The 20,271-nt window shown below is 67.0% G+C and carries 16 protein-coding genes; 9 read left to right on the top strand and 7 right to left on the bottom strand.

Going from position 1 to position 20,271, the window contains the following annotated elements:
* The first annotated feature begins 55 nt into the window (after positions 1-55).
* Positions 56-1,840 carry an aspartate--tRNA ligase gene (gene aspS / locus ACLQI9_RS06475; protein ID WP_442376508.1) on the top strand — a complete coding sequence of 595 codons (1,785 nt, stop codon included), beginning with the start codon at positions 56-58 and terminating at the stop codon, positions 1,838-1,840.
* A gap of 143 nt (positions 1,841-1,983) precedes the next feature.
* Positions 1,984-2,421: a nitroreductase family deazaflavin-dependent oxidoreductase gene (locus tag ACLQI9_RS06470; protein WP_442376507.1), complete on the top strand. Its 438-nt coding sequence runs from the start codon at positions 1,984-1,986 to the stop codon at positions 2,419-2,421.
* A gap of 81 nt (positions 2,422-2,502) precedes the next feature.
* On the opposite strand, the gene ACLQI9_RS06465 is transcribed toward ACLQI9_RS06470, so the two are convergent.
* Both ACLQI9_RS06465 and ACLQI9_RS06460 read right to left on the bottom strand, forming a co-directional pair.
* Positions 2,503-2,946 (bottom strand): transglycosylase family protein, encoded by a 444-nt coding sequence (locus tag ACLQI9_RS06465; protein ID WP_442391318.1) that lies wholly within the window; start codon positions 2,944-2,946, stop codon positions 2,503-2,505.
* Positions 2,947-3,210: 264 nt separating this feature from the next.
* Complete coding sequence (locus tag ACLQI9_RS06460) at positions 3,211-3,600, bottom strand: MmcQ/YjbR family DNA-binding protein (RefSeq protein ID WP_442376505.1); 390 nt, start codon at positions 3,598-3,600, stop codon at positions 3,211-3,213.
* A gap of 154 nt (positions 3,601-3,754) precedes the next feature.
* Here ACLQI9_RS06460 and ACLQI9_RS06455 point away from each other — a divergent pair, with 154 nt between their 5' ends.
* On the top strand, positions 3,755-4,663 hold the full coding sequence (locus ACLQI9_RS06455; RefSeq protein ID WP_442376523.1) for a transglutaminase family protein: 909 nt from the start codon (positions 3,755-3,757) through the stop codon (positions 4,661-4,663).
* Positions 4,656-5,711 (top strand): zinc-binding metallopeptidase family protein, encoded by a 1,056-nt coding sequence (locus tag ACLQI9_RS06450; protein WP_442376503.1) that lies wholly within the window; start codon positions 4,656-4,658, stop codon positions 5,709-5,711. Before ACLQI9_RS06455 ends, ACLQI9_RS06450 begins: the two co-directional genes overlap by 8 nt.
* A 15-nt stretch (positions 5,712-5,726) precedes the next feature.
* Here the strand turns inward: ACLQI9_RS06450 and ACLQI9_RS06445 are convergent, their stop codons facing one another.
* Positions 5,727-8,387 (bottom strand): circularly permuted type 2 ATP-grasp protein, encoded by a 2,661-nt coding sequence (locus ACLQI9_RS06445; protein ID WP_442376501.1) that lies wholly within the window; start codon positions 8,385-8,387, stop codon positions 5,727-5,729.
* Between the two features lie 24 nt (positions 8,388-8,411).
* Entirely contained in the window at positions 8,412-11,765 is a 3,354-nt protein-coding gene (locus tag ACLQI9_RS06440) for a transglutaminase family protein (RefSeq protein WP_442391316.1), read from the bottom strand.
* A gap of 106 nt (positions 11,766-11,871) precedes the next feature.
* On the opposite strand from ACLQI9_RS06440, the gene ACLQI9_RS06435 reads away from it, so the two are divergent.
* Positions 11,872-12,708 (top strand): DUF3097 domain-containing protein, encoded by an 837-nt coding sequence (locus tag ACLQI9_RS06435; protein WP_442376497.1) that lies wholly within the window; start codon positions 11,872-11,874, stop codon positions 12,706-12,708.
* A 10-nt stretch (positions 12,709-12,718) separates the two neighbouring features.
* Here ACLQI9_RS06435 and ACLQI9_RS06430 read toward each other — a convergent pair whose 3' ends face one another.
* Positions 12,719-13,765, bottom strand: coding sequence for a hypothetical protein (locus ACLQI9_RS06430; protein WP_442376495.1), 1,047 nt, complete (start codon positions 13,763-13,765; stop codon positions 12,719-12,721).
* A 113-nt stretch (positions 13,766-13,878) separates the two neighbouring features.
* Between ACLQI9_RS06430 and ACLQI9_RS06425 the strand changes: the two genes are divergently transcribed.
* A complete protein-coding gene (locus ACLQI9_RS06425) occupies positions 13,879-15,222 on the top strand; it encodes a replication-associated recombination protein A (protein ID WP_442376493.1) in 1,344 nt (447 codons plus the stop codon).
* A gap of 160 nt (positions 15,223-15,382) precedes the next feature.
* Here the strand turns inward: ACLQI9_RS06425 and ACLQI9_RS06420 are convergent, their stop codons facing one another.
* Entirely contained in the window at positions 15,383-16,033 is a 651-nt protein-coding gene (locus tag ACLQI9_RS06420; RefSeq protein WP_442376491.1) for a GntR family transcriptional regulator, read from the bottom strand.
* Positions 16,034-16,102: 69 nt separating this feature from the next.
* Between ACLQI9_RS06420 and ACLQI9_RS06415 the strand changes: the two genes are divergently transcribed.
* From ACLQI9_RS06415 to ACLQI9_RS06405, 3 genes are read left to right on the top strand one after another with little or no spacing between them, the layout of a single operon-like run.
* Positions 16,103-17,452, top strand: a complete 1,350-nt coding sequence (locus tag ACLQI9_RS06415) for an LLM class flavin-dependent oxidoreductase (RefSeq protein WP_442391314.1) — start codon at positions 16,103-16,105, stop codon at positions 17,450-17,452.
* Positions 17,452-18,636, top strand: a complete 1,185-nt coding sequence (locus ACLQI9_RS06410; protein ID WP_442391324.1) for a CaiB/BaiF CoA transferase family protein — start codon at positions 17,452-17,454, stop codon at positions 18,634-18,636. Before ACLQI9_RS06415 ends, ACLQI9_RS06410 begins: the two co-directional genes overlap by 1 nt.
* A 13-nt stretch (positions 18,637-18,649) precedes the next feature.
* On the top strand, positions 18,650-19,567 hold the full coding sequence (locus ACLQI9_RS06405; protein WP_442377931.1) for an HpcH/HpaI aldolase/citrate lyase family protein: 918 nt from the start codon (positions 18,650-18,652) through the stop codon (positions 19,565-19,567).
* A gap of 83 nt (positions 19,568-19,650) precedes the next feature.
* Here the strand turns inward: ACLQI9_RS06405 and ACLQI9_RS06400 are convergent, their stop codons facing one another.
* A complete protein-coding gene (locus ACLQI9_RS06400) occupies positions 19,651-20,271 on the bottom strand; it encodes an antibiotic biosynthesis monooxygenase (protein WP_442377932.1) in 621 nt (206 codons plus the stop codon).

Here is a 20,271-nt window from a genome sequence, read left to right as displayed (position 1 = left end):
AATCCTTGAAGTTAGCGCCTCTAGACTGGGCTGTCGTTTCAACCGTTGACGAGGAGTGTTTGTGCTGCGCAGTCACGCCGCGGGTTCGTTGCGGGCCGCCGATGCCGGTCAAAAGGTCACGTTGGCCGGATGGGTGGCGCATCGCCGCGACCACGGCGGGGTGATCTTCATCGACCTGCGTGACGCGTCGGGGGTGTCGCAGGTGGTATTCCGCGCCGCCGACGTGCTGGCCCAGGCCCACCGGCTGCGCGCCGAGTTCTGCATCGCGGTCGAGGGTGTCGTCGAGATCCGGCCGGAGGGCAACGCCAACCCGGAGATCGCCACCGGCGAGATCGAAATCAACGCAACGTCGCTGACCGTGCTGGGTGAGTGCGCGCCGCTGCCGTTTCAGCTCGACGAGCCCGCCGGTGAGGAGACCCGCCTCAAATATCGCTACCTGGATCTGCGGCGCGACTGCCCGGGCGGGGCAATTCGGTTGCGTTCCAAGGTAAATGCCGCGGCGCGTGGGGTTCTGGCCGCGCACGACTTCGTCGAGATCGAGACCCCGACGATGACGCGCTCGACACCGGAAGGCGCCCGCGATTTTCTGGTCCCCGCACGGCTGCAGCCGGGCTCGTTCTATGCCTTGCCGCAAAGCCCGCAGCTGTTCAAGCAGTTGCTGATGGTGGCCGGCATGGAGCGCTACTACCAGATCGCCCGGTGCTACCGCGACGAGGATTTCCGGGCCGATCGTCAGCCGGAATTCACCCAGCTCGACATGGAGATGAGCTTCGTCGACGCCGACGACGTCCTTGCGATCTCCGAGCAGGTGGTCAAGGCGGTATGGGCGTTGATCGGGTACGACTTGCCGTTGCCGTTGCCGCGGATCAGCTATGCGGATGCGATGCGACGGTTCGGCTCGGACAAGCCCGACCTGCGATTCGGGCTTGAGCTGGTCGAGTGCACAGACTTCTTCAAAGACACCACATTTCGGGTGTTCCAGGCGCCGCATGTGGGTGCGGTGGTGATGGCGGGAGGGGCGTCGCAGCCGCGCCGCACGCTGGACGGCTGGCAGGACTGGGCCAAGCAGCGCGGGCACAAGGGTCTGGCGTACGTGCTGGTTGGCGACGACGGCACGTTGGGCGGGCCGGTCGCCAAGAATCTGTCCGACGCTGAACGCTCCGGCCTGGCGGCACACGTCGGTGCCCAGCCCGGTGACTGCATCTTCTTTTCGGCGGGGCCGGCCAAAGCGTCACGCACCTTGTTGGGCGCCGCCCGCGTGGAGATCGCCCACCGGCTCAACTTGATCGACCCGGGCGCGTGGGCGTTCACCTGGGTAGTGGACTTCCCGCTGTTCGAGCCGGCCGATGAGGCCACCGCCGCCGGTGACGTCGCGGTGGGCACCGGCGCGTGGACCGCGGTGCATCACGCGTTCACCGCGCCCAAGCCGGACTCGGAGGCCACCTTCGACACCGACCCGGGCAGCGCGCTGGCCGACGCCTACGACATCGTCTGCAACGGCAACGAGATCGGTGGCGGCTCGATTCGTATCCACCGCCGCCACATTCAGGAACGGGTTTTCGCGATGATGGGTATCGGCGCAGCCGAGGCGCAGGAGAAGTTCGGATTCTTGCTGGACGCGTTCACTTTCGGTGCGCCGCCGCACGGCGGGATCGCGTTCGGCTGGGATCGGATCGTCGCGCTGCTGGCCGGCACGGATTCCATCCGCGAGGTGATCGCTTTCCCGAAGTCGGGCGGCGGCGTCGACCCGCTGACAGACGCTCCGGCGCCGATCACCGCCCAACAGCGCAAGGAGTCGGGAATCGACGTCGTGCCCGAGTCGCACCGAGATCGACGTTAGAACGACGTTTGGCAGGCTTTTCGGCGCTGGCGTCGATCTCGGCGACATGCGTGGCGGAATAGACGGCCGACCCCGCTAGGTTGACGGGGCATGGCCCGCGCGGTCGACGATGCGGAGCGAAGCGATGAGGAGGAGCGGCGCTAATGGCCCAAGAGATCCCGGACCCCGAAACGATTAAAGCGTTCAATAAGACCGTCACCCACGAATTCCGGGCCAACGACGGCGAGGTCGGCGGCCAATTCGAGGGTGCCGACCTGCTGCTGTTGACCACGACGGGCGCCAAATCCGGTCAGCCGCGAGTCTCGCCGTTGGCCTATTTCCGTATCGACGGCAAGCTGCTCATCATCGGGTCTTATGCGGGCGCCGACGTCAACCCGGCCTGGGTGCATAATCTGCGCGCCAACCCGTCGGCGCACGTCGAGATCGGTAACGAATCCTCGGACGTGACTGCCCGCGAATTGCCGGCCGAGGAACGGGACGAGCTTTTTCCCAAGATCACCGCGGTGGCAACGGGTTTCGCCGAGTATCAGGCGAGGACGACCCGGGTGATCCCCGTTTTCGAGCTGCAACCGGTGGCTTAGCCGGCGAGACGGCGGGCTCGCGATCCGATCGACCGGAGCAGCCGATCACGGGCCGATCACGTCGCCGGATCGGCGAATTCGCTACTGCGGGATCGATAGCGACCACAGCTTATGCAGCCCGCTGCGTATCGGATGCCCGGACCGCAGGATGTTGATCACTTCAATCGGGAACAGGTCCTGGTTGCCGCCGCACTTGGGCCAAGCCTCGGGGCCCTGGGTGGCCAGCACCCGGTTGGCCACCGCGATCTGCTGGTCGCGCGACGCAGTAGCCGGATTGCCGATGCCGCCGTTTTCGTCCCAGGTGGACTGCTTGAATTGCAGGCCACCGTAGAACCCGTTCCCGGTGTCGGCGTTCCACCTGCCGCCCGACTCACACTGCGCCACGGCGTCCCAGTCCATGCCTTCCGCGTATGCCACCCCGGTGGTCGGATCAATGAACACCGATATAGCCAGGACGACCACGGCGGATATCACCAGCGACTTGGACACCGATTGCATACTCAGTGTTCCCCGTAAATGACTCATTTAACACGTGTAACAAACCAGAGTGAAAACTGTCAACGGCTGGGACTTTATGCATTTAATGAGATCTTTGGTGCACCGGCGTTTTGAGTTGCTGGAGTTAATAGAAGTTAATCAATGTGCCGATTGATGTAATTGATACTTAAGTACCCTAACGTTACTAGAGTTACGTAGTTGTGATTAAGTTACCTAGAGTGACTAAAGTTGCTGGTGTTATCAGAGTGACATCTGATGCTTCTGAGGCAGACGCGCTCCGCTTGCCGGCTTTCAGTCGACCTCGCCGAGAAACTCCTGCACCAGGCGCTTCGGGGCCTGCGTCAGCCACGCCTCGACGATCAGCTCACGCAGCCCCAGCCCGTCGATCTCGGCCAGTTTGACCAGCACTGCTGGATAGCCGTCGAAATGCGAGGTGGTGAAATACACGTCCGGTTCGTCGGCGATCAACGCGAACTTGACGCCCTCGTCGGCCACCCGTACGCCGAGGATATCGCCCTCGGGCGGTTCAATCCCCAAGGCGGCCAACGTTTCCCGATCGGACTTACGCAGCGGTCGCTCCCAGGCTATCAGCTTCTTGCCGACCCGCCATTCGTGCGGTGATCGCTCGTCGGTGAGCTGCAGCTCGCCGATGATGCTGGCGACGTCGTCCCACGTGGCCATGACTCATTGTGCTCCCATATCGCGTGGCCAGCGCGCCGATCGCCGCGCAGGCTTGTTCAGCCGTCGCTGCGGCCGGGGGCTGGCTAGTGTTGCAGCTGTGGCCGATCTCGTGCTTCCCGACGAGCCGCTCGCACCCGATCGGCACCCGCCGGGCCTGGGCGCTCGCTACCGGATCACCCACCGCACCGAATACCGCTACTCGCACGTGGTGACCAGCTCTTACGGGCGGGGCTTCCTGACCCCCCGTGACCTGGCCCGGCAGCGCTGCCTGTTCCACGAGCTGCGGATCTCACCAGCGCCCGCCGACAGCTCAACCAGCCGTGACACCTACGGCAACATCAGCTCGTATTTCCACGTCACCGAGCCGCACCAGACCCTGACCATCACCAGCGAGTCGATCGTCGAGGTGTATCCGTCGCCGCCCGAGCGTTGGGGGAGCGGACCGGCGCAGGCTCCGTGGGAGCAGTCCCGCCCGGTCGGAGTGCAGGGCGCGTTGGCCACCGAGTTCGCGCTGGACCTGGATCCGCCCGAGATCACCGACGCGATACGCGAGTACGCCGCTTCCAGCTTTGCGCCCGGACGACCGCTGATCGAGGTCCTGCGCGATCTCACGTCACGGATCCACACCGACTTCACCTACCGAACCGGTTCGACGACGATCTCCACCGGAGTCAATGAGGTTCTGATGGCCCGAGAAGGGGTATGTCAAGACTTCGCTCGGCTGGCAATCGCCTGCCTGCGAGCCAACGGGTTGGCGGCTGGCTACGTTTCCGGATACCTGGCCACCAATCCACCACCGGGAAAGGATCGAATGATCGGTGTCGACGCAACCCATGCCTGGGCCACGGTCTGGACCCCGCGACCGCCTGGGCAGTTCGAGTGGCTGGGGATCGACCCCACCAATAACCAGATGGTCGACGAGCGCTACATCGTCGTCGGGCGCGGCCGTGACTACGCCGACGTCCCACCGCTGCGCGGGATCATCTACACCAACTCCAAGAAGAGCGTGATCCACGTCGCCGTCGACGTCGCGCCGTACGAAGGCGACGAGCCGTATGCGTGATTTCCACTGCCCCAACTGCGGCCAACGTCTGACGTTCGAGAACTCGGCGTGCCTGGCCTGCGGGAGCCCGCTGGGTTTCTCCCTCGACGAGATGGCCCTGCTGGTGATCACCACCGGCGACGACGCCGACAACGCTGGCTTCGTCAGCGCCAGCGAATACGAACTGTGCGCCAATCGTCACGTCGCCGAATGCAACTGGCTGGTCCCGATCAATCAACCTCGCCTGCTTTGCGTGTCGTGCGCGCTGACTATCGAACGGCCCAATGACGCCGACACCGCCGGCCTCGCGAAGTTCGCCCAAGCCGAGGCAGCCAAGCGTCGGCTGGTCGCCGAGCTACACGAGCTGAAACTGCCGATTGTCGGCCACGATCAGGATCCCGACTACGGCCTGGCTTTCCGGCTGCTGTCCAGCGCACACGAGACGGTGCTGACCGGCCACGAAAACGGGGTCATCACAATAGATCTCGCGGAAGGCGACGACGTGCACCGCGAGCAATTGCGCGTCGAGATGGACGAGCCGTACCGCACCCTGCTGGGACACTTCCGCCACGAGGTCGGGCACTACTACTTCTATCGGCTGATCTCGCCATCAAGCGACGACGACGCGCGGTTCCGCGAGTTGTTCGGCGATCCGGACGCCGACTACCAGGAGGCGCTGGACCGCCATTACAGCGAGGGCGCGCCCGAGGGTTGGAAGAAGCGGTTCGTGTCGTCGTATGCGACCATGCACGCCGCAGAGGACTGGGCTGAGACGTTCGCCCACTACCTGCACATCCGCGACACCCTGGACACGTCGGCCTGGTCCGGCTTCGTGCCGGCGACGGCGACGTTCGACCGACCGGTGCTGGGCCCCAGCGCTTTTCAGACCATCATCGACATGTGGCTGCCGTTGTCGTGGTCGCTGAACATGGTGAACCGGTCGATGGGTCACGACGACCTGTACCCGTTTGTGCTGCCGACCGCCGTGCTGGAGAAGATGAAGTTCATCCACACGGTGATCGACGAGATGACCTCGGCGGCAAGCAAGCCCGCGGCGGTCAGCGGGTAGTCGCGGCGGTACCGGTCACGGCATCACCCGACGCTCGTCGGGCCCCCACAGCGGCTGCATTCCGCCGGGCAGTGCCAGCTGCGTCGCGGTGATCACGTCGGCCAGTTCGCGCAACGCGGTATGCACGGCAGTCAGCAGCTCGGCCAACTTGACCCGGCGTCCGCCGGCGGAAACCGCTTCCAATTCGGCGGGATCCGACCGGCGGAGCAGGGTGCTGATCTCGGTGACCATCCGCTCCGGCCGCGACGATCCCGACGAGCCGGGCAGGTCGCCGAGGTCGGCCCGCAGCCGCTCCAGCTGATACGCCAACGACCGCGGATTGGTCGCGTCGAAGAGCATCAGTTCGGCCAGGGCGGCCACGCTGACGTTGCCCACCGTACGGCGGCGGTAGATGACCGACGATTCACACGCGACCAGGGTTGACTCGATGATGGCTCGCTCAGCGGCTGCGGCGCGGACGGTCGTCACCGTGGCTGCCAGCAACGCGGTCAATCCAAGGCCGCGTTCGATGCGTTTGCCGATGTCCATCATCGTCCAGCCGACGTCCTGCACCATCGACTCGCCGGCAACCCCGGCCAACGTCAGCATCCCGACCAACGTCTGGGACTGGGCGGAGGCGAGCACGGCATCGGCCTCGGCAAGCGAATCCGGCGGCTCGGACTTGTGCGCCAGCGCGCGTTCGACACCGGCCAGCACCCCCCAGGTGTCGTTGGACAACTGGTCACGCACCCCCCTGGCGGCAAGGGCCAGCCGGTCCACCGACTGCACCAGCGACCCCGGTCGGCTGCGGTCCATGGTCAGCGACCACAGCGTCGAGGGTGCGATGGCGATCATCTCGGCCTGGTCGCCCGACCCGATTCCGGTTCCGGTGATCCCGCCGAGCGCGGCCATCAGCACAGGCACGCACTCGCTTTCCTCGGTGTGCTGGCGATAGCGGAATTCGTAGTAACGCTGGCGCGCGACGATCAGCAGTCGTGCCATGTTCTCGGCGCGCTCGCCGTAGCGTCCCATCCAGAACAGGTCGGACAACACGCGCGGAGAACTGACTCCCAGGGTGCCCGCACCCGTCTTCACCGGTGGCTCGGGCGTCGGCAGGGTCGCCGTCTCAGCTAGCGCACGCTCCATCGGACGGACCCAGACGTCTTTTGCCACAACGGTTGTCAGTGTGTATGCGGCGGGTCCCGCTGCCAGCACATAGCCCAGGCCGCCGGGCATTGGCGCGTAGCCACCGCGTTGAGCGACCGTGAATAACCGCATACCCACCCCAGAAGACGAGAATTCACCGGCGTAATTGGTTGGCGCCGAAGAGAATTGCGGCAGCTCCTGGCCGACCCATTGCCAAGGCGTGGCCGTGATGCGGGTAGCCAGTTCGGCCAGCTGCGCCGACGAAAGTGTCGGCCCGACAAACGTCGGCCCACCCACGGTGGGCCGGATCAACAGCGACGACAGCCGCGTCAGCAGGAGCGAGCGTTCGCTGTCGATGCCGCCCCAGTAGCTAGGCGCGGTGGCCAGCAGCGGTGCTTCACCGAGCAGCTGCTCGGCCAGCTCGGGCAGAAACCGCAGCAGCCCAGCGCTTTCCAGGATCCCGCTGCCGAGGGTGTTGACCACGGTCACCGTTCCGCGGTGTTGCGCCTCTACCAAACCGACGACCCCCAGCCTGGAATCGGCACGGAGATCCAATGGGTCGGCGTACACCGCGTCGACGCGGCGGAATACCACGTCGACGCGTTTGAGCGTGCCCAGCGAGCGCATCCACACCTTGCCTTCGCGCACCACCAGATCCGCGCTCTCCACCAACGGGAAGCCCAGCAGCGTCGCGAGGTATGCCTGATCGAAAGCGGTTTCGGAGTAGATGCCCGGGCTGAGCACGACCACTACCGGGTCTTGGACGCCGTCGGGTGCCGCGTCGATCAGTGCCAACCGCAGCGCCTGTGCGAATGGTGTGGTCGGCCGTGGCGCGACATTCTCGTAGAGGTCAGGCATGGCGTGGGCGACCACTCGCCGGTCGGCCAGCGCGTAACCGGCTCCCGACGGTGCCTGAGTCCAGTCGGCGTTGACCTGGAAAGTGCCGTCCGGCAGCCGGCTGACATCGCAGGCGTGCATGAAGAGTTGGTGGTGCCCCGGCACTTCGATTCCGGAGGCGGCGCGCACATAACCCGGGTGAGCGAACAGCAATTCCGGCGGCAGCACGCCGTCGGTGAGCGAGCGACGGGGGCCGTACAGGTCGGCGAGCACGGCGTTGAGCACCCGCGACCGCTGGACCAGCCCGGCCTCGAGGACGTCCCAATCCGCCGCAGACACCAACAATGGCAGCGAGTCCAGGTGCCAAGGGCGGGGCTCGACGCCGTCGTCGTCGACGGAGGGCGCACTGCCGGGATCGATTCCGGTGTAGGTGATGTCGTCGTTGTCGACCAGTTGGTGCACCGCTGAGCGCAGCCGATTCAGCCCGGCTCTTCCGCGCTCCCCGACAGCGTCGGCAAGCTCGGTCCAGGCGGGCCGCACATTTCCGGCTGCATCGACGAATTCGTCGTAGCCGACGGCCGGGCCCGCCAAGCCGGGGGTGCGCAGATCGAACAGGGTTTCCTGCGCCCGTGCGGCGCGATACCCGGCCAGTAGCCGGTCGACGTCGGAGCGGTAGCGAAAAGCCGCCGACGGCTCGCTGGAGTGCAGGGCCATGTCAGGCCATCTCGCCCAATGCCATTACCGCAGAACGGTACGCACGCGCCGCAGGTCGAGGATGCCCGGCGCGCCGATGTCGGTGGAAATTCGGGCCTGCTTTTCCCGAATGTCGGACAGGTCGAGCTTGCCCGGGGTGAAGCCGGTGGCCTCGCAGCGGCGGGCGCGGCGAGACTCGGCCTCGACGGCGTTCACCGGGGGCTCGTCGTAGGAGCGCCCGCCGGGATGGGCGATGTGGTAGGTGCAGCCGCCGCGCGACGTTCCGCTGGCCAGGTCGACGAGCTCGAACTGCAGCGGGCCGTCAACCGTGATGGTCGGGTGCAAAGCGCTGGGCGGCTGCCAGGCCCGAAACCGCACCCCACCCACGTGAATGTCGGGGTTGTCGGTGGCCAGCAGCGGCATCGGATAGCCGTTGCAGGTCACCACATAGCGGTGGCGGTCGGCGCCGATGATGCGGACCTGGATGCGCTCGACCGACGAGTCGACGTAGCGGGCGGTGCCGGTGGCGGTCGCCTCCTCGCCGAGGGTGTTCCACGGCTCGATCGCGCCGCGCAGCTCGATCTCTACGCTGTCGAACACGGCGGTGCCGATGCGCGGGAAGCGGAATTCGGTGAACGGGTCCAGCCAGCTGGTCTCGAACGGGATGCCGTGCGCGCGCAGGTCGGCGGCGACGTCGGCGATGTCATGAATGAGGAAGTGCGGCAACAGGTATCGCCCGTGCAGGTTCGAGCCGTGCCGGATCAGCGGAGCCCGCAGCGGCTCGTCCCAGAACCATGCCACCAGCGAACGCACCAGCAGCGACTGCACCATCGCCATCCGCAGGTGCGGCGGCATCTCGAAGCCGCGTAACTCCAACAGGCCCAGCCGACCGCGCGGGCTGTCCGGGCTGTAGAGCTTGTCGATGCAGAACTCGGCGCGATGAGTGTTGCCGGTGATGTCGGTCAGCAGGTGGCGCAGCGCGCGGTCGGTCACCCAGGGTTGTGGGCCGCCGTCCTTGGAAGAGGAAGCGAGCCGGGCGATTTCGGCGAACGCGATCTCCAGTTCGTAGAGAGCCTCGGCGCGGCCCTCGTCCACTCGCGGCGCCTGCGACGTGGTGCCGATGAACCGCCCGGCGAACAGGTAGGACAACGACGGGTGGCGCTGCCAATAGGTCAGCAGCGAGACCAGCAGGTCGGGGCGGCGCAGCAGCGGCGAGTCCGCGGGCTTGATGCCGCCCAGGGTGATGTGGTTACCGCCGCCGGTGCCGCCGTGCGTGCCGTCGACGTCGAACGACTCCGTGGACAAGCGGGCCAGCCGGGCCTGCTCGTAAAGCGTCTCCAGCTGCTGGCGCTGCTCGGCGAAACTGGCGGTGGGTGCGATGTTGACCTCGATCACCCCAGGGTCAGGTGTGATCGTCGTCGACGTCAGCCTTGGATCCGGCGGCGGTTCGTAGCCTTCGATCACTACCGGGCAGCCGATCTTCGCGGCCGCGGCCTCGAGCCGCGCGATGATGTCGACGAAGTGTTCCAGCGCCTCGGTGGGCGGCAGGAAGACGTAGAGCAGCCCGTCGCGGACCTCGGCGACCATCGCGGTGATCGGCGCAGTCGCTGAGTCATCGGGGTCCTCCAGCAATGTCTCGCCGTCGGACAGGATCATCGCGTCGCCGACGGCGGTCGGGTCGGCGACGAAGGACGGCCGCGGCGGCTTCCAGCTGATCGAATCCAGCGGCAGCCGCAGACCCGCAGGCGAATCCCCGTCCAGCAGCACGATCCGGCCGCGGCGCAGTCGCCAGTCGGCGCTGGCCCAGCCGAGGTCGTCGTCGCGACGGTGCAACGGCAGCACGAACGCCGCCGCAGGCGTGGTGGATTCGTCGAGGTGCGCCAGTAGCGCGGCCCGGCTGGCGGCGGTGTCCCCAACCTGGGCGCCGAGGTCGTCGTCCGGTGCCACCGGGTCGCCCTCGGGCAGCCGGACCTTGGCCGCCAACCGCGACAGCGGGTCCTCGAAGGCCGGCCGCACCTGCGAAAGCGGTAGTCCCAGACCGTCGGCGATGCCGGCGAGCAGCTTGTAGGCCGCCTCATTGTCGGCGGGGCCCGCGGACGGGCTGTTCGAGTCACTACCCCAAGCGTCGGCCAGCAGCGTGTTGTCGGTCCACAGCGGCAGCCCGTCGGCCCGCCAGTACAGGGCAATCTGCCAGCGCGGCAACGGTTCGCCGGGATACCACCTGCCCTGGCCGCGCTGGGTCAGCCCTTGCGGGGCCCACGCCGCCTTCAGTCGGGCGGCTAGATCGGATGCCAGCCGGCGCTTGTGCGGACCGTCGGCGGCCGTGGTCCACTCCTCGTCGACCTGGTTGTCCACCGATACGAAAGTGGGCTCGCCGCCGATGGTGAGCCGAACATCGCCGGCGGCAAGCCGCTCGTCGACGTTCCGTCCGACCTCACAGATCGTCTGCCAGGCCTCGTCGGTGTAGGGCAGCGTGACGCGGGGGTCTTCGTGGACGCGGGTGACGGTATTGGAGAACTCCAGCACCGATTCGCACGGTTCGATCCCGCCAGTGATTGGAGCCGCGGTCGCCGGGTGTGGCGTGGCCGCCAGCGGGATGTGGCCCTCGCCGGCAAACAGCCCCGACGTCGGGTCCAGGCCGATCCACCCCGCGCCGGGGATATACACCTCGGCCCATGCGTGCAGGTCGGTGAAGTCGGCCGTGGGCCCGGACGGTCCGTCGATCGCTTCGACGTCGGATGCCAGCTGTACCAGGTAGCCGGACACGAACCGGGCGGCCAATCCGAACTGGCGCAGGATCGACACCAGCAGCCACGCGGAGTCACGACACGACCCGATGCCGGTCCGCAGCGTCACGTCCGGCGTCTGCACCCCGGGCTCCATCCGCAGGCTGTAGCCGACGTCGGCGTTGATCGCCTGGTTCAGCGCGACCAGGAAGTCGATGGTGCGGGTGCCGTCCCGGACGCGGAAGTCTCGCACCCACTCGGTCACCAGTTCACCGGGCCCGGAGCCGTCGCCGGCTTCGTCGACCGGCCGCAAGTACGGTTCAAGGTCGTCGGCGATCTCCTTCGGATAGGCCAGGCCACCCGAAGGCCAGACCTCGGCCCAGTCTTCGATGAAAAAATCGAACGGGTTGATCACCTTGAGGTCGGCGATCAGCCCGACGGTGATGATCAGCCGGCTGGTGGGATTCGGAAACACCAGCCGGGCAAGGAAATTGCCCAGCGCATCCTGCTGCCAGTTGATGAAGTGGTCGGCCGGCTCGATGCGCAGCGAGTAGGCCTCGATGGGTGTGCGTGAGTGGGGTGCCGGGCGCAGCCGCACGACGTGCGGATACACCCGAACCGGCCGGTCAAAGGTGTAGCTGGTGCGATGCTCCAGCGCAACTTTGATGGTCATAACCGCTGATCCCATCACAACAGTCAGAAGGCCGCAGCGCGACCCGATGCAACGGGCCGAGTGGCGTAACCGGGTTTCGGACGTTCTCTTCCCTAGGATCGCTCGAGTGGATGATCGCTATGGTCCTGACGTGCTGGCCCGCGACCCGCACGGCGCGCGCAAGGTCCGGTCGGTTGAATTGCCAATAGAACTCGGCATGGTCGTCGAGGACGCGCAGACCGGCTATGTCGGGGCAGTGGTGTGCGTCGAATACGGCCGGATGGAGCTCGAGGACCGACGCGGCCGCACTAAGCCGTTCCCGATCGGACCGGGCTACCTCGTCGACGGCAAACCGGTGATCCTGATCGCGCCGCGACGACCGTCACCCACCGCCGCCACCCGCACGTCGTCGGGTTCGGTGGCGGTGACCGGAACCCGCGCCCAGGTAGCCCGTGCCGGGCGGATCTACGTGGAGGGCCGCCACGATGCCGAGCTCGTCGAGCAGGTGTGGGGCGATGACCTGCGGATCGAGGGTGTGGTGGTCGAATATCTCGGTGGCGTCGACGATCTTGTCGGCGTCGTCGAGCAATTCCGCCCGGGCCCAACGCGACGGCTCGGTGTGCTCGTCGACCACCTGGTGCCCGGGTCAAAGGAAGCGCGACTGGCCGAAGCGGTACGCCGGGGCCGGGGTGGCGCGCACACGCTGGTGGTCGGGCATCCGTTCGTCGACATCTGGCAGGCCGTCAAACCGGCCCGGTTGGGTCTGTCAGAGTGGCCGGTCGTACCGCGTGGAACCGACTGGAAACACGTGATATGTCAGGCGCTGGGCTGGCCGCACGCCGGCCCGGCCGACGTCGCCGCGGCATGCCGGCGCATCCGCAGCCGGGTGCGCGACTGGGCGGATCTCGACGCAGCGCTGATCGGCCGGGTGGAGGAGCTGATCGACTTCGTCACGCAGCCGTGACGGGTCGGGCTCAGGGAGTTAGCGGCGCGATCGGGCCACCGGAGAGCCGGCGGTAGGTGTAGACCTGGACCAGCAACGCCAGCGGGCCGCCCACGAGGATGCCGACGCCGCAGACCAAGAAGCCGGCGAGCACCAAAAGGCCTTGCACCAGGAAGGACAGCAGCGTGCTGCCGATGTCCGACCGGACCGTGGTGAAGCTGGCCTTCAGCGCGTCGATCGGTGACAGGCCGTGATCGGTCGCGAAGGCGATCGTGAACAGCGCGAAGAAGGCGAACACGGCGATCGCCACCAGCGCCAACACGGCGAAGATTGCGCCGGGGAGCAGCGACAGCGAATCCAAGACTGCGCTGATCACGCTGAGCAGCGCACCGGCCAGGATGACATTGCCGAAGTTGCGCGGCTTGAAGAATGAACCGACGCTGACCGGCCTGCCGTCGGCGAGGTCGAGCGCCCCGGACAAGAAGCCCGCCTGCACGAAGATGCCGTAGACGAACGACACGATCGACAGCACGAGAGTGCCGACGGTGCCCAAACTCGCCGTAAACGATGCGCCGTAGTCGTCGGCGACGTCGGTGGTGTTGGCGTTGGCGCCGCCCAGTAACACGAATACCAGCGCGTGCAGGATCACTCCGACCACCCCATACACCAAGACCGCAGCGATCAGCGGTAAAGGGTGCTTGGCGAACTTATTCCAGGCCCACCGGAACGCATCACCGATGCTGAAATGCTGGCCCGGGGGCGGTGGGTAGCCGGGCTGGGACGGGTACCCAGGCGGCGGCCCGTAGCCAGGCGGTGGCCCGTAGCCGGGAGGCGGCCCGTAGCCGGGAGGCGGCGGTGGAGGCCCGCCATATCCGGGTGGAGGCGGGCCGTACCCCGGTGGCGGTCCTGGAGGTGGTCCGTAGCCGGGTGGCGGTCCCGGAGGTGGTCCGTAGCCCGGTGGTGGCCCGGGCGGCGGTCCTGGAGGCGGGCCGTAGCCGGGCGGTGGGTAGTCGCCGGGATTGGGGTTAGCGCCCCACGGATCGCTCGGGCCGCCGGGGTGCTCTGGGGGTCGGCTCATAGCCGCTCCTGCCTCGTGTGGTGGAGTTCTGCCGTATGCCTCCGCGAACTTAGCAAGTATTCGGCGGCCCCGCTGCGACCCGAACATCGCGAGTCGTGTCGAGGTGGCGTGGTATGCCTGAAACCGTGTCCGACGGTCTGTTCGACGTCCCCGACCCGACCGGCTTGACCGAACGCGCGCCGGGCGGTTCAGCCGCTTTGCCGTTGGCCGTGCGGATGCGCCCGGCCAGTCTGGACGAGGTGGTCGGACAGGACCACCTGTTGCAACCCGGCTCGCCGCTGCGGCGGCTCGTCGAGGGTTCGGGCGTGGCGTCGGTCATCCTTTACGGCCCGCCCGGCAGCGGCAAGACCACGCTGGCCGCGCTGATTTCGCAAGCCACCGGCCGGCGGTTCGAGGCGCTGTCGGCGTTGTCGGCCGGGGTCAAAGAAGTCCGTGCTGTGATCGACGTGGCTCGTCGCGCCGCCGCCCACGGCGAGCAGACCGTGCTGTTCATCGACGAGGTCCACCGGTTCTCCAAAACCCAGCAGGACGCGCTGTTGTCGGCAGTGGAGAACCGGGTGGTGCTACTGGTCGCGGCCACCACCGAGAACCCGTCGTTCTCCGTCGTCGCCCCGCTGCTGTCGCGGTCGCTGATCCTGCAGTTGCGGCCGCTGAGCGCCGAAGACATCCGCACAGTGGTGCAGCGCGCGATCGACGACCCCCGCGGGCTGAACGGGCAAGCCGTGGAGCCCGACGCCGTCGACCTGCTGGTGCGGCTCGGAGCCGGAGACGCCCGACGTGCGCTGACCGCGCTGGAGGTCGCGGCCGAGGCGGGGGAGCAGGTCACTGTCGAGGCCATCGAGCAGTCAGTGGACAAGGCCGCGGTCCGCTACGACCGCGACGGCGATCAGCATTACGACGTCATCAGCGCGTTTATCAAGTCCGTACGCGGTTCCGACGTCGACGCCGCGTTGCACTACCTGGCCAGAATGTTGGTCGCCGGTGAGGACCCGAGATTTATCGCGCGACGGCTGATGATCTTGGCCAGCGAGGACATCGGCATGGCCGACCCCACCGCGCTGCAGACCGCCGTCGCCGCGGCGCAGACCGTGCAACTGATCGGCATGCCCGAAGCCCAGTTGACGCTGGCGCACGCCACGATGCACCTGGCCAGCGCGCCCAAGTCGAACGCCGTCACCACCGCGCTGGGTGCGGCGATGGCCGACATCAAAGCGGGCAAGGCCGGCCTGGTGCCGCCGCATCTGCGCGACGGCCACTATTCGGGCGCCGCGGCGCTGGGCAACGCGCAGGGCTACAGTTACCCCCACGATGACCCGGACGGTGTTGTGCCGCAACAGTATCCACCGGACGAGCTAGTCGGCGTGGACTACTACCGCCCCACCGGCCACGGCGCGGAGCGTGAGCTGGCCGGTCGACTCGAGCGGCTGCGGGCTATCATCCGGCGCAAGCGCGGCTAGCTGCTACGTGATATCTGCCGCCACACAAGCCCCATCTGCACCGGCGAGGTGGGCTGGGGTGGTTTCAGAAACGATGTCGTGGGCGATATCGGCTTGCAAGAGGCATGCGCCCCTCGGCGAGGGACTCGTGGGGCGCATGAGACTTGCCAGGTTCGCCAGCCTAGACGCTGCCCTGCTCCAGCCGGCTGGCCAGTGAGTGACCCGCGTCGAGCACATGGCGCTCGGCGATGCTGCGGGCCTTCTGGGCGTCGCCGTCGGCGAGCGCCGACACCAGCGCTTGGTGATCCTCCAACGAGTGGTGCTCGTGCTCAGGGAACATCGCCAAGAAGTTCGACGGCACGACGCGGACGGCTTGGCGGATCTGCGCCATCAATCGCCGCGAATGGGCCGCGCGATGGATCTCCCGGTGAAAATGCCAATTCGCGCCGATGATGCCGCCCTCTCCGGAGTGGGATTCGACCTCGGTCGCCAGTGCGCGCAACCGCTCAACGCCTTCCGGGGTGACCCGCCGCGCGGCCCATGCGGCGGCCTGGCCGGTCAGCACACCCAGAATCGTGAAACTGTCCAGCACGTCCTCGGGCCTGATGCCGATCACCGTGACGCCGCTGCGTGGCGCGACCCGCACCAGTCCGTCGTAAGACAACTCGAGCAACGCCTCGCGTACCGGGGTGCGGCTGGTGGCGAACTCCTTGGTGATGGCGTCGAGGTCGAGCCGGGTGCCGGCAGGCAGCGCGCCGGTGAGAATGCGGTCGCGCAGCTCGCGCGCGGCGCGCTCGCGCACCGTGCCGGCGATGTCGACGTCGTTGAGCATACCGATGACCTTAGGGCAATCGTGAATCTAACACTTGAAATCTAATATATCAGATGCTAGACATGAGAAATGACTACACGACAAATGGCGCTCGTCGCCTTCATGCAAGCGGGCAGCACCTCGGTGTACGCGGGTTCGTGGCGGCATCCCGCCACCGAGCATGGCTACCTCGACGCCTCGTACTACGCCAAGATCGGCAGGCAGCTCGAAGAGGGTTGTTTCGATCTGATGTTCTTCGACGACCGGCTTGCGATGCCCGGTATTTACGGCGGCTCGGTCGCCGACGCGGTGAAATACGGCGCACGGCCGGTGAAGCTGGACCTGTCCATCGTGCTGGGCGTGCTGGCGCAGGCGACGTCGCGCATTGGTCTCGGTGCGACCTGCTCGACCACCTACTACACGCCGTTCCACGTGGCCCGGACGTTCTCGACCCTGGACCATCTGTCGGGTGGCCGCGCGGCCTGGAACGTCGTCGCCTCGGTCAACGACAGCGAAGCCCAGAATTTCGGCCTGAAAATGCATTTGAGCCATGACGCCCGTTACGACCGGGCCGAGGAGTTCATGGATGCCGTCGTCGGCCTGTGGGACACCTGGGAAGACGACGCGGTGCTGCACGACCGCGTGAAAGGCATTTACGCCGACCCGGCGAAGGTGCACGAGCTCAACCACGAAGGGGAGTTTTTCTCGGTGCGCGGGCCGTTGACGGTGCCGCGCGGCCCGCAGGGTCGGCCGGTGATCATCCAGGCCGGCTCATCCGGTCGCGGGCGTGAATTCGCTTCGCGCTGGGCCGAATTGATCTTCACCGGCGATCCGGGTATCGAGGTGGCCCGCAGCCACTACGCCGACCAGAAGGAGCGCATCGATGCCGCCGGCCGCGACCCGCAGTCGGTCAAGGTCTGTCCGATGGCCTACGCCGTGGTGGGGGAATCGGAGGACCATGCCAAAGAGCGCGAACAGGTGTTTCTCAGCGACCTGGTTCACCCGATGGCGTCGCTGACCCTACTCTCAGAGCTGATGAACTACGACTTCTCCCAACACCAGCTCGATGACCCGATCACCGACGAGCTCATCGAATCGGTGTCTGGCATCCGCGGGCTGGTGCAGAACCTGCGCGCGCACATCGGCGACACCATCACGCTGCGCGACCTGGCCGGCCACCGCGCCACTCTGCTGCAGGGCCCGCGGTTCGTCGGCACCGGCGTGCAGGTCGCCGATCAGATGGAGGAGTGGTTCCACGGCGGTGCCTGCGACGGGTTCGTCTTAGCCGCAACACATCTGCCCGGCGCGTTCGAAGACGTGGTGCGGATGGTGGTTCCGGAGCTGCAGCGGCGCGGCCTGTTCCGCACCGGCTATGACGGCGCGACCCTTCGCGAGCACCTCGGCCTGCAACGGCCGGTTTGTACGCCCGTCGGAGCATGATGCTCGAAGGCATCCGGGTTCTTGACGCCGCCACGCTGGCCGCGGCACCGCTGGCCGCCACCTACCTCGGCGAGTTCGGCGCCGACGTCATCAAGATCGAGCAACCCGGAAGCGGAGACCCGATCCGCACCTGGGGCAACCAGATCGACGGCGTCGGGCTGATGTGGAAGTCGTTGTCGCGCAACAAGCGTTCGATCACCCTGAACATGCGCGTCGCCGAAGGCCAGGCGCTGCTGCGCCGCCTCGTCGAACACGCCGACGTGCTGATCGTCAACACCCGGCCCGCGACGCTGCGCAAGTGGGGGCTGGACTATCCGGCACTGCGCGCCGTCAACGACCGCATCGTCATGCTGCACATCACCGGTTACGGGTTGACCGGCCCGAAGAGCGATCGGCCCGGCTTCGGGACGCTCGGCGAGGCCATGAGCGGCTTCGCCAACATCACCGGCCAGGCCGATGGACCGCCCACCCTGCCGCCGTTCATGCTGGCCGACGGGGTGGCGTCGCTGAACGCCGCCTACGCGGTGATGATGGCGCTCTACCACCGCGACGTGCACGGGGCGTCCGGCCAGTTGATCGACATCAACCTGATCGATCCGCTGGCGCGGCTGCTGGAACAGACGCTGCTGGGCTACGACCAACTCGGGCTGGTGCCGACGCGGGCGGGCAACCGCTGGGACATCTCGGCGCCGCGCAACACCTACCGCACCGCCGACGACCGCTGGCTGGCGATGTCGGGCAGCTCACCGCAATTGGCGCTGCGGGTGTTTCGGGCCATCGGACGCGCCGACCTGGTCGACGACGCCGACTTCTCCGACCCGCAGCGGCGGCTGGCGCGGGCCCGCGAGGTCGACCAGGTGGTCGCCGACTGGGTGGCCACCAAGACGCTGGCCGAGGCGATGGAGATTTTCGACGCCGCCGAAGTGGCCGCCGCGCCGGTCTACGACATCACCGACCTCGTCGCGGACGAACAGCTGGCGCATCGCGAAGTCTTCGTCAAGGTCGGCGACGACGAACTCGGTGCCATGACAGTCCAAGCGCCGGTGCCGCGGTTCTCGGCGGCGAGCGGCCGGGTCGAGCATCTGGGCCCTCGGATCGGTGCGCACAACGCCGAGGTGTACGGCGAACTGCTCGGCCTCAACGGCCGCGAAATCGACGACCTGCATGCTCGCGGCGTGCTGTGAAAGGTGACCGGCTATGACCTCCAAAAACCTGCGCCTGCGCCGCTCGGAGCTCGCCGTTCCGGCCAGCAACGACCACATGTTCGCCCACGCAGCGGCCTCCGAAGCCGACCTGGTGTTCCTCGACCTGGAAGACGCCGTTGCACCGGCGCACAAAGAGACGGCACGCGCCAAAGCCATTGCCGCACTGAACGAACTCGACTGGGGACGGACCGTGCGGGCGATCCGCATCAACGGGCTCGACACCCCGTGGTGCCACGACGACATCGTCGAGGTCGTCACCCACGCCCGGGAGAACCTCGAGACGATCATCGTCCCGAAAGCGTTGCGCGGTCGCGACGTCTGGTGGGTCGACGTGCTGCTCACCCAGCTGGAGGCGAAGCTCGGCCTGTCACGCCCGATCCGCCTCGAAGTGCTCATCGAAGAGGTCGAGGGACTTGCCAACGCCGAGGAGATCGCGACGGCCAGTCCGCGGCTGGACGCGCTGATCTTCGGGGTCGGCGACTTCTCGCTGTCACAGGGCGCCCGGGTGGACACCAACTTCGTCCCGCTGGGTGAGTATCCCGGCGACTTCTGGGTCTATGCGCGCAACAAGGTGCTCGTCGCGGCGCGCATCGCGGGCATCGACGCGATCGATGCGCCGTATCCGGACTACCACGACCTCGACGGCTATGAGCGGGACGCCCGACGGGCGTCGCTGATGGGATACACCGGCAAGTGGGCGATCCACCCGACACAGATCCCGGTGGCCAACAAGGTGTATTCGCCGACCGATGAGGAAATCGCGCTCGCCGAACGCAACGTCGCCGCCTACCGCGACGGCGAGGCGAAGGGGCTGGGCGCGGTCGGCGTCAACGGCGTCCTGGTCGACGCCGCACACGTGAAGATGGCCCACGCGACGCTGGAACGCGCAGCGCTGATCGGGCGGCAGTGAGATGCGCCGAGATCGACGCCAGCGCAAGAAATTGCGCGAAAAGCTGCTTTAGCGTCGATCTCGGCGAAGCAAAGACGACGCGGCTAAACCACCTCGGGCACCCGCAGGTGGGCGATTGCCAATTCGAACTCTCCGACGTCGAATTGGTCCGCGCCGAGGTCGCGAAGCCTGGCGGTACGTAGCGACCGGGCCTGGTCCCCGTTGCGCTCCATCGCGTCGAGGCTGTCGAACGTCGACGACGACACCGCGCGCCAGGAGTTGCGGTCGATCATCAGGCTCGCGCTGCAGAAACCTTCGAGCTCTTCGATCGCGGGCAGCACCGACTCCCGGTAGAACGCGATGGCCCGGTCGAACTGGTCAGGCCGCACTTTGAGCCAAGTGGCCCGCACGCCGGCACCCGGACCGGAGGGGTGGTCGCGGTGCAGAACCGCGATCTCCCATTCGTCGACCGTCGGGCTACCGCCGAACGTCTGGGCCGCCTGATCGCGAACCGGTCGGATCCCATCGGCGCTCGCACGCATCGCCTGTTCGTTCTCCCACGAGCTGGTCGCGATGCAACGACCGGAGCCGCGGTCGACCAGCAACGACACACCAAGACAGCCGTCGACTTTTTGGAGTGCCGGCATGACTACATCGCGAACGTGCGCGATCCCGGCGTCGATGGACGACGGTTGCGCCTCGATAGTGGTAGAGCGCGCATACAC

Source organism: Mycobacterium sp., assembly GCF_052143115.1.
Lineage (GTDB): Bacteria > Actinomycetota > Actinomycetes > Mycobacteriales > Mycobacteriaceae > Mycobacterium.
This window is presented reverse-complemented; position numbering and strand designations above follow the sequence as displayed.